This is a genomic window from Vibrio maerlii, assembly GCF_003415655.1.
Classification (GTDB): Bacteria; Pseudomonadota; Gammaproteobacteria; order Enterobacterales; family Vibrionaceae; genus Vibrio; species Vibrio maerlii.
Genome location: NZ_QRHC01000010.1, coordinates 80,748 through 93,563, shown reverse-complemented (window position 1 = coordinate 93,563; position 12,816 = coordinate 80,748). Strand labels below are relative to the sequence as shown.

At 46.0% G+C, this 12,816-nt stretch carries 9 protein-coding genes; 7 read left to right on the top strand and 2 right to left on the bottom strand.

The window, feature by feature from the left end; genetic code table 11:
- Window positions 1-24 precede the first annotated feature (24 nt).
- Window positions 25-594: a DUF2959 domain-containing protein gene (locus DPF91_RS16845; RefSeq protein ID WP_420855614.1), complete on the top strand. Its 570-nt coding sequence runs from the start codon at window positions 25-27 to the stop codon at window positions 592-594.
- A gap of 13 nt (window positions 595-607) precedes the next feature.
- The gene (locus DPF91_RS16840) at window positions 608-1,147 is read left to right on the top strand and encodes an AAA family ATPase (RefSeq protein ID WP_117235611.1); all 540 of its coding nucleotides are present in this window, start codon (window positions 608-610) and stop codon (window positions 1,145-1,147) included.
- 282 nt (window positions 1,148-1,429) lie between these two features.
- Here DPF91_RS16840 and typA read toward each other — a convergent pair whose 3' ends face one another.
- The gene (typA, locus tag DPF91_RS16835) at window positions 1,430-3,259 is read right to left on the bottom strand and encodes a translational GTPase TypA (protein ID WP_117235610.1); all 1,830 of its coding nucleotides are present in this window, start codon (window positions 3,257-3,259) and stop codon (window positions 1,430-1,432) included.
- 495 nt (window positions 3,260-3,754) lie between these two features.
- Between typA and glnA the strand changes: the two genes are divergently transcribed.
- The 5 genes from glnA to gepA all read left to right on the top strand — a co-directional run bounded on the left by glnA (window position 3,755) and on the right by gepA (window position 11,287).
- The gene (gene glnA / locus DPF91_RS16830) at window positions 3,755-5,164 is read left to right on the top strand and encodes a glutamate--ammonia ligase (protein ID WP_117235609.1); all 1,410 of its coding nucleotides are present in this window, start codon (window positions 3,755-3,757) and stop codon (window positions 5,162-5,164) included.
- A 165-nt stretch (window positions 5,165-5,329) separates the two neighbouring features.
- Window positions 5,330-5,872: an Ig-like domain-containing protein gene (locus DPF91_RS16825; protein ID WP_117235608.1), complete on the top strand. Its 543-nt coding sequence runs from the start codon at window positions 5,330-5,332 to the stop codon at window positions 5,870-5,872.
- Window positions 5,873-6,016: 144 nt separating this feature from the next.
- On the top strand, window positions 6,017-7,051 hold the full coding sequence (gene glnL / locus DPF91_RS16820) for a nitrogen regulation protein NR(II) (RefSeq protein WP_420855613.1): 1,035 nt from the start codon (window positions 6,017-6,019) through the stop codon (window positions 7,049-7,051).
- An 83-nt stretch (window positions 7,052-7,134) separates the two neighbouring features.
- Window positions 7,135-8,538 carry a nitrogen regulation protein NR(I) gene (glnG, locus tag DPF91_RS16815; protein ID WP_117235606.1) on the top strand — a complete coding sequence of 468 codons (1,404 nt, stop codon included), beginning with the start codon at window positions 7,135-7,137 and terminating at the stop codon, window positions 8,536-8,538.
- Window positions 8,539-8,752: 214 nt separating this feature from the next.
- Window positions 8,753-11,287, top strand: coding sequence for a phosphodiesterase GepA (gene gepA / locus DPF91_RS16810; RefSeq protein ID WP_117235605.1), 2,535 nt, complete (start codon window positions 8,753-8,755; stop codon window positions 11,285-11,287).
- A gap of 118 nt (window positions 11,288-11,405) precedes the next feature.
- Here the strand turns inward: gepA and hemN are convergent, their stop codons facing one another.
- Window positions 11,406-12,779, bottom strand: coding sequence for an oxygen-independent coproporphyrinogen III oxidase (hemN, locus tag DPF91_RS16805; protein WP_117235604.1), 1,374 nt, complete (start codon window positions 12,777-12,779; stop codon window positions 11,406-11,408).
- Window positions 12,780-12,816: the final 37 nt, after the last annotated feature.

The window sequence follows — 12,816 nt, the reverse complement described above, 5'->3', positions numbered from 1 at the left end:
TGTCAGTCCGCTTACTATTCTGCGATGGAACAGGTCGGTTATCACAAAAGAGACATCATGGTTGATCGAGTTGAGGATGCAAAAAGCTCGCAGCAAGACGCTCAAGAAGAGTTTACTAGCGCACTCGAAGCACTCTCAGCATTAACTAACTTCCAAGGTGGAGAGTTGGAAGATGTTTATAATCAAATCAACGACAAGTACGAAGACAGCGAGAAAGCCGCTCAAGACGTTCGTGACCGCATTGCGGCTATCGAAGATGTCTCAGATGCTCTGTTTGATGAATGGCAGGAAGAGCTTGAGCTTTATACCAGTGCATCGCTGCGCCGCTCAAGTGAGCAAAAGCTTAAAGAGACCCAACGCTCATACAATACAATGTTGAGTGCGATGAAACGTGCAGAACAAAAGATGACACCAGTACTCAACACCCTACGAGACAACACCCTTTACCTAAAGCATAACCTCAACGCGAGTGCCATCGGCTCACTTCAAGGCGAGTTCATGTCATTGGAAGATGATATCGCCATTGCAATCCAGCAGATGAACGCGGCAATTGAAGAATCAGACGCCTTCCTTTCAAAGCTCGAGCAGAAATAACCTAAGCCACACCATGAAACCAATTATTATTACTGGCGGCCCTGGGGCTGGAAAAACAACTCTACTCGACGCTCTAGGACAGAGAAACTACGCCACCTTTGCCGAGTCATCTCGCCAGCTCATCGAGCAACAAAGCCAGATCGAAGATGGCATTCTACCCTGGGTCGACCTGCCAGCCTTTGCCAAGCTGTGCTTGGATGTTATGGCCAAACAGAAACATCAAGCTGAGGAGCACAACCTCGCATTTCTCGATCGCGCTATTCCCGATATCTGTGGCTACCTGAAGCAAGCTGAACTGGATATCGACACTTGTTATATCGAGGGCTGTAAAGGCTATCACCCAACTGTTTTTTTCTGTCGCCCAGAATCGTCCATTTATGTTCAGGATGAAGTTCGACCTTATCCATTTGAGGGCGCAATAGCGATCCACGATGCTTTGGTACAGGTATATCTAGAGCTAGGATTTGAAATCGTCGAGGTGCCGTTTATGTCGGCCGAAGAGCGAGTGGAGTTTGTGTTGGAGAAGTTAGAGGCTAGAGAGCTAGAGAGCTAGAGATAACAGCAAGAATTAGTGAAAAACTCATCACCCAGCCTAGAACAGATTCCCTATTCCGTTCGTTCCTCACTGTAGGGAATGACAATATTAACCTTATTTATTAAATACATAACACGGTCACCCTCGCTCGCGAGTCGACGAGCCCATCGGAGATCTTGCTTTCCATAAACAATAAAAAAGCGCAGGTTGAATTAACAACCTGCGCTTTCAATCTTCAGGGCGAAGCCCGATCTGTAGCGAAGCGTCCTATCATCTGTAGGACGCAGTCCGTTCTAACTCTTACTTCGCTGCGCGAGAAGCACGCTTACGATCCGATTCCGTTAGGAACTTCTTACGAATACGGATGCTTTCAGGTGTTACTTCTACTAGCTCGTCATCGTCGATGAACTCAAGCGCTTGTTCCAAAGTCATGATGATTGGCGGAGTAAGAACCTGAGCGTCATCTGTACCAGAAGCACGTACGTTCGTTAGCTGCTTACCTTTCAGTACGTTTACTGTTAGGTCGTTGTCACGGCTGTGGATACCAACAACCATGCCTTCGTAAACCTCAACACCGTGACCGATGAACATGCGACCACGCTCTTGTAGGTTGAATAGTGCGTTAGTTAGCGCTTTACCCATACCGTTAGAGATTAGAACACCGTTCACACGCTGACCGATTTCGCCGCCTTTGTGTGGACCGTAGTGATCGAATGTATGGTAAAGAAGACCAGAACCAGACGTTAGAGTCATGAACTCAGTTTGGAAGCCAATCAGACCACGAGATGGCATAACGAAGTCCATACGTACACGACCTTTACCGTCAGGTGCCATGTCAGCTAGCTCACCTTTACGTAGACCGATGTTCTCCATGATACCGCCCTGATGCTCTTCTAGAACATCAATCGTTACCGTTTCGTACGGTTCCATCAGCTGACCATCTTCTTCTTTGATGATTACTTCTGGACGAGATACCGCAAGCTCGAAGCCTTCACGACGCATGTTTTCGATCAGGATAGATAGGTGAAGCTCACCACGACCTGAAACACGGAACTTATCTGGATCATCTAGTTGCTCAACGCGCAGTGCAACGTTGTGTACTAGTTCTTTCTCTAGGCGCTCAAGGATGTTACGTGAAGTAACGAACTTACCTTCTTTACCCGCAAATGGAGACGTGTTTACTTGGAACGTCATGGTTACTGTTGGCTCATCAACAGATAGCGGTGGTAGTGCTTCAACTGCGTTTTGTGCACAGATAGTGTCAGAGATTTTCAGCTCGCCAAGACCAGTGATCGCAATGATGTCGCCCGCGTTCGCTTGTTCAACTTCATGACGCTCTAGGCCAAGGTAGCCCATTACTGTGCCCACTTTACCGTTACGAGTCTTACCGTCTGCACCCACAACTGTTACTTGTTGGTTAGGTTTAACACTACCACGTGTAACACGGCCTACACCGATAACACCTACGTAAGAGCTGTAGTCTAGTTGAGAGATCTGCATCTGAAGATCACCATCAACGTCTACGTCTGGTGCAGCAACTTCATCAACGATAGTTTGGAATAGTGGTTCCATGTTCTCGCCAGTTTCGCCTTCTTCTTGCGTTGCCCAACCGTTTAGAGCTGAAGCGTAAACAACTTGGAAGTCTAACTGCTCGTCAGTTGCACCTAGGTTGTCGAATAGGTCGAATACTTGATCCATAACCCAATCAGGACGAGCGCCCGGGCGGTCAATCTTGTTGATTACAACGATTGGCTTAAGACCGTGTGCAAATGCTTTTTGTGTTACGAAACGAGTTTGAGGCATTGGGCCATCAACGGCATCTACGATTAGAAGTACTGAGTCAACCATAGACATAATACGCTCTACTTCACCACCGAAGTCGGCGTGTCCCGGAGTATCTACGATGTTGATATGGTAGTCGTTCCAGTTGATAGCCGTGTTCTTCGCTAGGATAGTAATACCACGTTCTTTCTCGATGTCGTTCGAGTCCATGATACGTTCTTCAGTTTCACCGCGAGACTCTAGCGTGCCTGATTGTTGTAATAGTTTATCAACCAGAGTTGTTTTACCGTGGTCAACGTGCGCGATGATCGCGATATTTCTTAACTTATCAATCTGTGGAGTAGACATGGATTTTGATTCACTCAGTAAACTCGAAGCCCAGTGCTTCGATTAAAAAAACGGCCATAATGTACCAGATTCTAGTCGAAAACCCAAAAATATGTGATCTCCCACATAATTCGATTCGATAAATTATTTAGCTCAATCATTATCACCGATCAACTGAACGATATTTAATCACAAAAAGTCGATTGACATAGGCCATAAATAAGGGCTGAATGGTATCTGCTCTGTTTCATTTTGGTGCAGCAAAAGCTTAACGCACCAATTTAGTGCACCATAAAGATCATCTTGGTGCACCAAACAGATGCAACACCTAGCGTAAAACGCTAAGGTCTTGAAATTAAGGGAATAATTTTTTTGGCACGGTTCTAGCTTATTAGACTTTAGTAGACTAATAGCTGAATCAGCATCGATTAAGAACAAATTGAGAATACTTAATCAATGCTGGTTTCATAAGAATCGAGCTCATACCGCTTTAAACAACACTGGAGGTTATCCAAGATGTCAGTAGAAAATGTTCTATCGCTGATCCAAGAAAACGAAGTTAAGTTTGTTGACCTACGCTTTACCGATACAAAAGGTAAAGAGCAGCACGTATCAATCCCTGCTCACCAAGTTGATGCAGACTTCTTTGAAGAAGGTAAGATGTTCGATGGTTCATCTGTTGCAGGTTGGAAAGGCATCAACGAATCTGACATGGTAATGATGCCTGACGCATCATCTGCTGTTCTTGACCCATTCACAGAAGACGCAACGCTAAACGTACGTTGTGACATTCTTGAGCCTGCAACAATGCAAGGCTACGACCGTGACCCACGCTCTATCGCTAAACGCGCTGAAGACTACCTACGCTCTACTGGTATCGCAGATACAGTACTTGTTGGTCCAGAGCCAGAGTTCTTCCTATTTGACGATGTTAAATTCGCAACTGACATGTCTGGTTCTTTCTTCAAGATTGACGACATCGAAGCTGCTTGGAACACAGGTTCTGACATCGAAGGTGGTAACAAAGGTCACCGTCCTGGCGTTAAAGGTGGTTACTTCCCAGTAGCTCCAGTGGATTCTTCTCAAGATATCCGCTCTGCAATGTGTCTAATCCTAGAAGAGATGGGCCAAGTTGTAGAAGCACACCACCACGAAGTAGCAACAGCGGGTCAAAACGAAATCGCAACGCGTTTCAACACGCTAACGGCGAAAGCGGACGAAATCCAAGTTTACAAGTACGTAGTACACAACGTTGCTCATGCATTTGGTAAAACGGCTACATTCATGCCTAAGCCACTTGTAGGTGATAACGGTTCTGGTATGCACGTTCACCAATCTCTAGCGAAAGACGGTGTTAACCTATTCGCTGGCGACAAGTACGGCGGCCTATCTGAAATGGCGCTTTACTACATCGGTGGTATCATCAAGCACGCTAAAGCAATCAACGCATTTGCTAACGCATCAACTAACTCGTACAAGCGTCTTGTACCAGGCTTCGAAGCGCCAGTTATGCTTGCTTACTCTGCACGTAACCGTTCTGCTTCTATCCGTATCCCAGTGGTACCAAGCCCTAAAGCACGTCGTATCGAGCTTCGCTTCGGTGACCCATCTGCTAACCCATACCTATGCTTCGCAGCAATGCTAATGGCTGGTCTTGACGGTATTAAGAACAAGATCCACCCAGGTGAAGCAATGGACAAAGACCTTTACGATCTACCAGCTGAAGAAGCAGCAGAGATTCCAACAGTGGCTTACTCACTAAAAGAAGCGCTAGAGTGCCTAGACGCTGACCGTGAGTTCCTAACTTCTGGCGGTGTATTCTCTGACGACTTCATCGATTCTTACATCGATCTTAAGTCTCAAGACGTAGAGAAAGTAAACATGACAACTCACCCACTTGAGTTCGAACTTTACTACTCTGTGTAATCCAGGCTTATAACAGTCAGATCACAAGATCTCATTGGGATGCAATGTAAACCAATGACCAAATATCAGGCTCACCTCGCAGGTGAGCCTTTTTTGTCTGTAACTCTATATGTAGCGCTAATAACCTAATCCTTGTGGTTACATTACTTGCTACAAGGAGATACGATGAAGTGGCTTGGTCGGATTTTGTTGTTCTCTGCTCTTCCTATTCCCTTGCTGGCCCAAGACATCTATATTTGGCAAGACTCCTATGGCATCATCCACTTTGCCGATGCACCAAAATACAGCAACGCTAAGAAAGTTACCCTCCCCGACCTAAGTGTCAAAACACCAGAACCTAAATACCAAGTCCCAAAACCGATGGTTCATTCATCTGGTTTAAAGCACGAAGAGATAGAGCCTCAACCAAATAAACTTCCCAAGATTAAGGTTCACATCCTATCCCCTGCTGATAACAGCACGATACGCAACAATACCGGAAACATAACTATCCAGGGCCAACTAAGTCGTTCGCTTACTAATGGTGAATCTCTGCAACTCATGATGAATGGTTCACCTTATGGTGCGCCAACTAAGCAGCCTGTTTGGCAACTAAAAAATAGAGACCGAGGCACTCACACCATTTCGATTCAAATACTTAAAGGCGGCAAGCTTATTGCATCGTCAATAAGTGCAACGATTCATTTACATCGAGCGAGTAAAAAATAGCCTTTATTTGATACTTTTCAATAGCTTGCAATCACTAAATAACAGCAATCTCTTGAATTCTCGCCCGATTGAACCATACTGGGGATAGGCATTGCACCACCTTAGTGCACTAGGTGAGAGGAAGAAATGGCGATACAAGCGGATATGGCTCAGGCCATAATTGATAATCTGGTAACAGCGACTTTATTGCTTGATGAGAACCTTACTGTTCGCTGTGCAAACCCAGCCGCTGAGCAACTTTTCTCTCAGAGTGCCAAACGTATTGTCGATTTACCACTGTCTCAGCTTATCCAACACGCCTCGATGGATTTGGCACTGCTCACCCAACCCCTTCAAAGCGGTCAAAGCATTACCGATAGCGACGTTACCTTTGTCGTCGATGGACGGCCACTCATGCTAGAAGTAACGGTGAGTCCACTCTCAATGCAGGGTGAGTTGATGTTATTGGTTGAAATGAGAAAGATTGGTCAGCAACGCCGCCTAAGCCAAGAGCTCAATCAACACGCGCAACAACAAGCAGCCAAACTATTAGTTCGTGGGCTCGCTCACGAAATAAAAAACCCGCTGGGCGGGTTGCGTGGTGCAGCTCAACTATTAGAGAAAATGCTGCCGACCCAGGATTTGGCCGAATATACCCAGATCATCATTCAACAAGCGGATCGCCTTCGAGAGTTGGTCGATCGATTGCTTGGCCCTCAACGCCCAGGTAAGAAAACACAAGAAAACCTGCACGTGATCTTAGAGAAGGTTCGCCAGCTGGTTGAGTTAGAAGCAGGAAGAGACCTGGTGATTGAGCGTGACTATGACCCAAGCTTGCCAGATATCTTGATGGATACAGCACAAATTGAGCAAGCCATGCTTAATATTGTCAGCAATGGCGCGCAAATATTAGCAAAGCAAGAAATTAAGCAATTGAAGATCCGCACCAGAACAGTGCATCAAGCCAATATTCATGGCCAACGACATAAATTGGCCGCTCGCATTGAGATCATCGACAACGGTCCAGGGATACCTCAAGAGCTTCAAGACACATTATTTTATCCCATGGTCAGTGGCCGCGAAGGCGGAACTGGGCTTGGGCTTTCAATTTCTCAAAATTTAATTGATCAGCACAATGGCAAGATTGACGTTGAAAGCTGGCCGGGGCGTACCACTTTTACTATTTATTTGCCCCTTTAACCCGATCATTGGATCAAAAACAAATTTAATTTTCGCTAGCTCCGATATTTAAACGAGAGCACTATGCCGCAAGGAATCTATTAATGAGCAAAGGATATGTATGGGTTGTCGACGACGACAGTTCGATCCGATGGGTAATGGAAAAGACCCTATCGTCAGCCAACATCAAGTGTGAAACCTACGCGGATGCTGAAAGTGTGCTTATGGCCCTTGAGCGTGAAACACCGGATGTGTTGGTCTCCGATATTCGCATGCCTGGCATCGATGGCTTGGAACTACTTAGTCAAGTACAGCAAAGCAATCCCGACCTTCCTGTTATCATCATGACAGCGCACTCCGATCTCGATGCAGCGGTAAACGCCTACCAACAAGGTGCTTTTGAGTATCTTCCTAAGCCATTTGATATCGATGAAACCCTGACTCTGGTTGAGCGCGCTATTGCCCACAACCAAGAGCAAAAACGCAATCAGATTAGTGAAGAAACACCTGAAACAGAAACCCCAGAGATCATTGGTGAAGCGCCTGCAATGCAGGAAGTATTTCGTGCGATAGGTCGTCTATCTCGCTCGTCGATCTCAGTATTAATCAATGGTGAATCTGGTACCGGTAAAGAGCTGGTCGCTCACGCTCTGCACCGTCACAGTCCACGCTCTCAGAAGCCGTTTATTGCCCTCAACATGGCAGCTATACCCAAGGACCTGATCGAATCAGAACTGTTTGGTCACGAAAAAGGGGCATTTACCGGCGCAAATAGTGTTCGTCAAGGACGCTTTGAACAAGCCAATGGCGGTACCCTCTTCTTAGATGAAATCGGTGATATGCCACTCGACATTCAGACTCGTTTGCTACGCGTGTTAGCCGATGGTCAATTCTATCGCGTCGGTGGTCACTCTGCGATTAAGGTTGATGTTCGTATTGTCGCCGCTACTCACCAAAACCTTGAAAAGCTGGTTCACAAAGGCGACTTCCGTGAGGATTTATTCCACCGTCTCAACGTTATTCGAATCCAGATCCCCGCTCTGCGCGAGCGTAAGCAGGACATAGAGAAACTCACACTGCACTTCTTAAACCTCGCGGCTGAAGAGCTTGGTGTCGAGGTGAAAACCCTGCATTCAGACACCGTAGAAGTGCTTAACCGACTCGATTGGCCAGGTAACGTACGTCAGTTAGAAAATATTTGTCGTTGGTTAACTGTCATGGCAAGTGGTAGCGAAGTTCTGCCAAGCGACCTTCCGGATGAGTTGCTCGAAGAGAAGAAAGTCGAATTTGAAGGTGAAGGGAGCAGTTGGCAAGATCAGTTAGCGGTTTGGGCTAAATCAGCTCTAGCATCCGGTGAGACAGAACTGCTTTCTCACTCTTTACCAGATTTTGAACGTATCCTGCTTGAAGTCGCTCTTGAGCACACTAAAGGTCATAAACAAGACGCCGCTAAGGTACTGGGTTGGGGAAGAAATACCCTAACGAGAAAGTTAAAAGAACTTTACTAACAAATTACTCAGTTTTGTGAGTTGGACCATAAGTGTTACATAAGTAACTAACTTCGGTGAAAATAGAGGCAAGTTCAGCTAAATGGAGTTAAATTCCATGCTAACTTGCTTTTTTATTTTTTGCTGATGCGTAAAAAACACTCGATTGATAATCTTATAAACTGTAACATTACAGTACAGCATATTAAGAACTCAACGCAGTGTAATTACAACGATGTCGCCTACAACACAAATCACACTCAGGACAGCAGTCATACTCCCTTTTGTTATGATTCTTCTGGTTACTATAGGTGTGATTATTTATGTACAAGAGCATACCTACGAAGATGTTGTGGTCGATGTCAGCAATCGTCAACTAACCTCATTGACGACCAATGTCACGGAATCTCTCGGTAACTTTATTGACGGCCCTTTCCGTGCAACCGTCGCTCTAAGCGACAATATTGTCTTCAACCGACTCTTTGACGATCAAGACGACCTTCATGATATCGAAGCTCTTATCAGCAATGCCCTTAAGCAAGCTCACAAGCCGCTCGACCATATTGATGTTATTAGCTTTGGTAACCAAGCAGGTAACTATGTTGGCTTTCGTCGTGAGCAAGACGAATCCCTCACGCTACTGCTAAAAGATGAGCGTACTGATTCGAACCTTGTGATCTATCGCGGCGAAACCGATGGTGCTGATATTCGCTCTATCGTACAGAACTACGACCCTAGAGTTCGACCTTGGTATCAACCTGCTCTATCTGAGCGTATCCCAGTCTGGTCTAACCTATACAGCAATGTGGATGAGCGCCAAGAAATCACAATTTCTGCACTTGCTCCTATTATCGCAAACGGCCAAATTCATGGCGTTATTGCATCCGACATCAAGGTTCACACCTTTAATAAATTCCTGACTTCTCTAAAAGACAGCTCACTTGCAACTATCTATGTGATGGACCAAAGCTCACGCCTTGTCGCTCATTCATCTCTCGGCAGCGTGTTGTCATGGGGAACAGACAAGTCGGAAAAAGGGCTGCGTCTGCTTGCTGAAGAAAGTACCGATAATGTCATCCAACAAACCGCGCAATACATTGATGCTGCTCATCTCGATGACGGCCTCAACACCAACAACTTCGCGATCGACATCGACGGCCAGCGTTACTTCACTCAAGTTGCTCCGTTCACCGATGAGTTTGGTATTCAATGGTCAATTGTCGTCAGCATCTCTGAAACCGACCTACTTGGTAACTTCCCTAAAGCGCAACAAGAGAGCTGGGTACTTGGCCTAGTTGTGTGTCTATTTGGTATTGCAACGGGTTTGTTTGCATTCAATCAAGTAACTGCACCCATTGCTGAAACGGCCAATGCGGCAAAAGATCTCTCTGAAGGCAATTGGGAGAGTGAGCTGCCTAAAGCAGGCAAGGTGTATGAGATATCCATGCTAGTGAATGCCTTCAATGAAATGGCCAGCAATCTTCAGGCATCATTCAAGGCCCTCAGGGCTCAACTCATTCATGATTCCCTCACCATGCAATACAGCCGTGAAGGATTAATTGAAGCAAGCTTAGGCAGCCAGCACCAACCATCGGTATTGCTGCTCGCCGGTATCGACCGCTTTAGAGACATTAACGACAGTATCGGTCACATCAATGGCGACCGCCTACTGGTCGTGATCTCAGAACGCCTCAATACCATCAAGCCAGAAGGGTCGTTGATTGGCCGCATCGGTGGTGATGAGTTCGCGATTTATGTCCCGAACTACACTGAAGAAGAAGAGATCCAACTGCTCTCGATGCGCATCATGGAGTGCTTTGCTTCTCCGTTCGTCATCGATGGCGAGAGTATCGTGGTGAACATCTCTCTTGGTATTGTGCAAAGCTCTGGCTCACTCGATATGACCACACTTCTGCGTAATGGCAGCATTGCACTCAGCAACGCAAAGCAGGATGTCAGCCATATTAGCTACTACCGACCTGAGATGGCTGATGAATCAAAGCGTAAAACCAAGATCATCGCCGAAATTAAAGAAGCCATTGAGAACAAAGAGTTTGTTCCTTTTTATCAACCGATCATCAATCTTGATTCTGGCGCCATTGCAGGAGCTGAAGCGCTAGCTCGGTGGATTTCTCCGACTCGTGGTTTGGTGCCACCACTAGAATTTATTCCTATCTCAGAAGAGCATGGATTAATTGGAGATATCGGTCACCAGATCCTCTACCGAGCGTGCCTAGATACTCAAACAGCAATTGCTCAGGGTAAGTGGGATCAAGATTTCTGTGTGCACGTTAATGTGTCGGTTAACCAGATTTCAAGCCCGAACTATGTAACAGAATTGAAGAACGTTCTGCAACAGACTCGTCTACCTGCCAAGAACCTCGCGTTAGAAATCACCGAATCTAAGCTGGCAGATAACGACCCGGTTATCATCAATAACCTGAATTCGATCAAAGAGTTGGGTATCCATATTGCGATCGATGACTTTGGTACCGGCTACTCTTCCCTGGCTTACCTTCATAAGCTGCCGTTTGATAGCTTGAAGATCGACCGTTCGTTCATCAACCAACTTGAGAGTGAAAACGTCGATAGTTCAATTGTCTCTGCCATCGTAAACATCACTCGCACCTTAAAGGTGAATGTCGTTGCAGAGGGTGTAGAAACCAATCAACAAGCCGACCTTCTCAATAGCCTGGGCTGCCCACAGGCACAAGGCTTCCTTTACAGCCGTCCAGTAGCCTTTGATGAATGGCCGACTGTGAAGAGTTAGGGGTTCTAGTCTCTGAGGCTAACTTGCTCAGAAAATGCAAATATAGATCGTAAAGATACAAAAAGAGCCTAGATGCGGAAGCATTCTAGGCTCTTTCTTTATTCGTAGGAATTCACGCTCAGATAACGCGTGAAAACTGCTGCTGACGCGCTCTTGAGCGTAGGTACTTATCAAAACACATACAGATGTTACGGATCAGCAAACGACCACGTAGCGTCACACGGATGTCTTTATCATCTACTTCCACCAGCCCATCATCAATAAAGGTTTGAAGCAGCTCTAGGTCTTCTTTGAAATAGTCGTTAAATACTAAGTTAAATTCAGACTCAATCTGCGTTTTATCAAGCTGGAAGTTACAGATAAGCTGCTTAATTACTTCACGACGCAATAGATCATCACTATCAAGAGCAACACCTTTCCATAGCGCGTGACGCTCTTCGTCTACCTGTGCGTAGTACTTCTTCAACTCTTTTTGGTTTTGCGCATAGCTGTCGCCAACCATTGAGATAGCCGATACACCGAAGCCAATCAGGTCACATTCACCCTGAGTGGTGTAGCCTTGGAAGTTACGATGAAGGATGCCTTCACGCTGTGCAACCGCTAGCTCATCATCAGGTAGAGCGAAGTGGTCCATACCGATAAACTGGTAGCCAGCACCTGTCAACGTCTCGATAGACTGCTGTAGGATCGCCATTTTCACTTCGGCTTGCGGAAGATCTTCGTCTTTAATCTTGCGCTGCGCAGCGAACAGATTTGGCATGTGCGCGTAGTTAAACACAGAAAGACGACCCGGTTCCATTTCTAGAACCTTACTCAAGGTATTAGCGAAAGACTCTTGAGTTTGTTTCGGCAAACCGTAGATCAAGTCCAGGTTAGTCGAGCGGAAGCCTAGCACTTTGGCACGTTCAACCATAGCAACGATAAAATCTTCATCTTGCTCACGGTTTACCAGTTTTTGCACTTCTTTATTGAAGTCCTGAACACCGATACTCAGGCGGTTAAAGCCTTCACTGCGTAAATGATCCAGCATCGTCAGCTCAATCTCTCGTGGGTCAACCTCGATACTGATTTCAGCATCAGCTTCAAAGTTAAACTCACCACGCAAAGTCGTCATCAAACGCGTGATCTGCTTTTCTGTTAAGAATGTCGGAGTACCACCACCGAAGTGTAGCTGAGTCACCTTACGACCTTGCAGTAAGCTCGCTCGTTGACGGATCTCATGCTCAATCACATCTAAATACTCGTCAGCCTTGTGAGAATGACGTGTGATAACCTTATTACAACCACAGTAGTAACAAAGCTTGTGGCAGAAAGGGATATGAATGTACAGCGATAGCGGACGCTCAGGGTAGGCAGCGCACGCCATATCTAGCTCAGAAATTGTGTACGCTTCATGGAATTCGAGCGCAGTTGGATAAGAGGTGTATCGAGGGCCAGAATAGTTGTATTTATCTAAAATAGCCTGATCCCATACAATTTGCTGACTGGACATGGTTGTGTTTCCGTTAAATCAAAGTGGAAGTATTTTG

What these genes read in the sequence shown, in the direction of transcription:
- DPF91_RS16845 (WP_420855614.1), top strand. Translation starts at nt 25, where the DNA reads ATGGAACAGGTCGGTTATCACAAAAGAGACATCATGGTTGATCGAGTT.
- DPF91_RS16840 (WP_117235611.1), top strand. Translation starts at nt 608, where the DNA reads ATGAAACCAATTATTATTACTGGCGGCCCTGGGGCTGGAAAAACAACT.
- typA (WP_117235610.1), bottom strand. Translation starts at nt 3,259, where the DNA reads ATGTCTACTCCACAGATTGATAAGTTAAGAAATATCGCGATCATCGCG.
- glnA (WP_117235609.1), top strand. Translation starts at nt 3,755, where the DNA reads ATGTCAGTAGAAAATGTTCTATCGCTGATCCAAGAAAACGAAGTTAAG.
- DPF91_RS16825 (WP_117235608.1), top strand. Translation starts at nt 5,330, where the DNA reads ATGAAGTGGCTTGGTCGGATTTTGTTGTTCTCTGCTCTTCCTATTCCC.
- glnL (WP_420855613.1), top strand. Translation starts at nt 6,017, where the DNA reads ATGGCTCAGGCCATAATTGATAATCTGGTAACAGCGACTTTATTGCTT.
- glnG (WP_117235606.1), top strand. Translation starts at nt 7,135, where the DNA reads ATGAGCAAAGGATATGTATGGGTTGTCGACGACGACAGTTCGATCCGA.
- gepA (WP_117235605.1), top strand. Translation starts at nt 8,753, where the DNA reads ATGTCGCCTACAACACAAATCACACTCAGGACAGCAGTCATACTCCCT.
- hemN (WP_117235604.1), bottom strand. Translation starts at nt 12,779, where the DNA reads ATGTCCAGTCAGCAAATTGTATGGGATCAGGCTATTTTAGATAAATAC.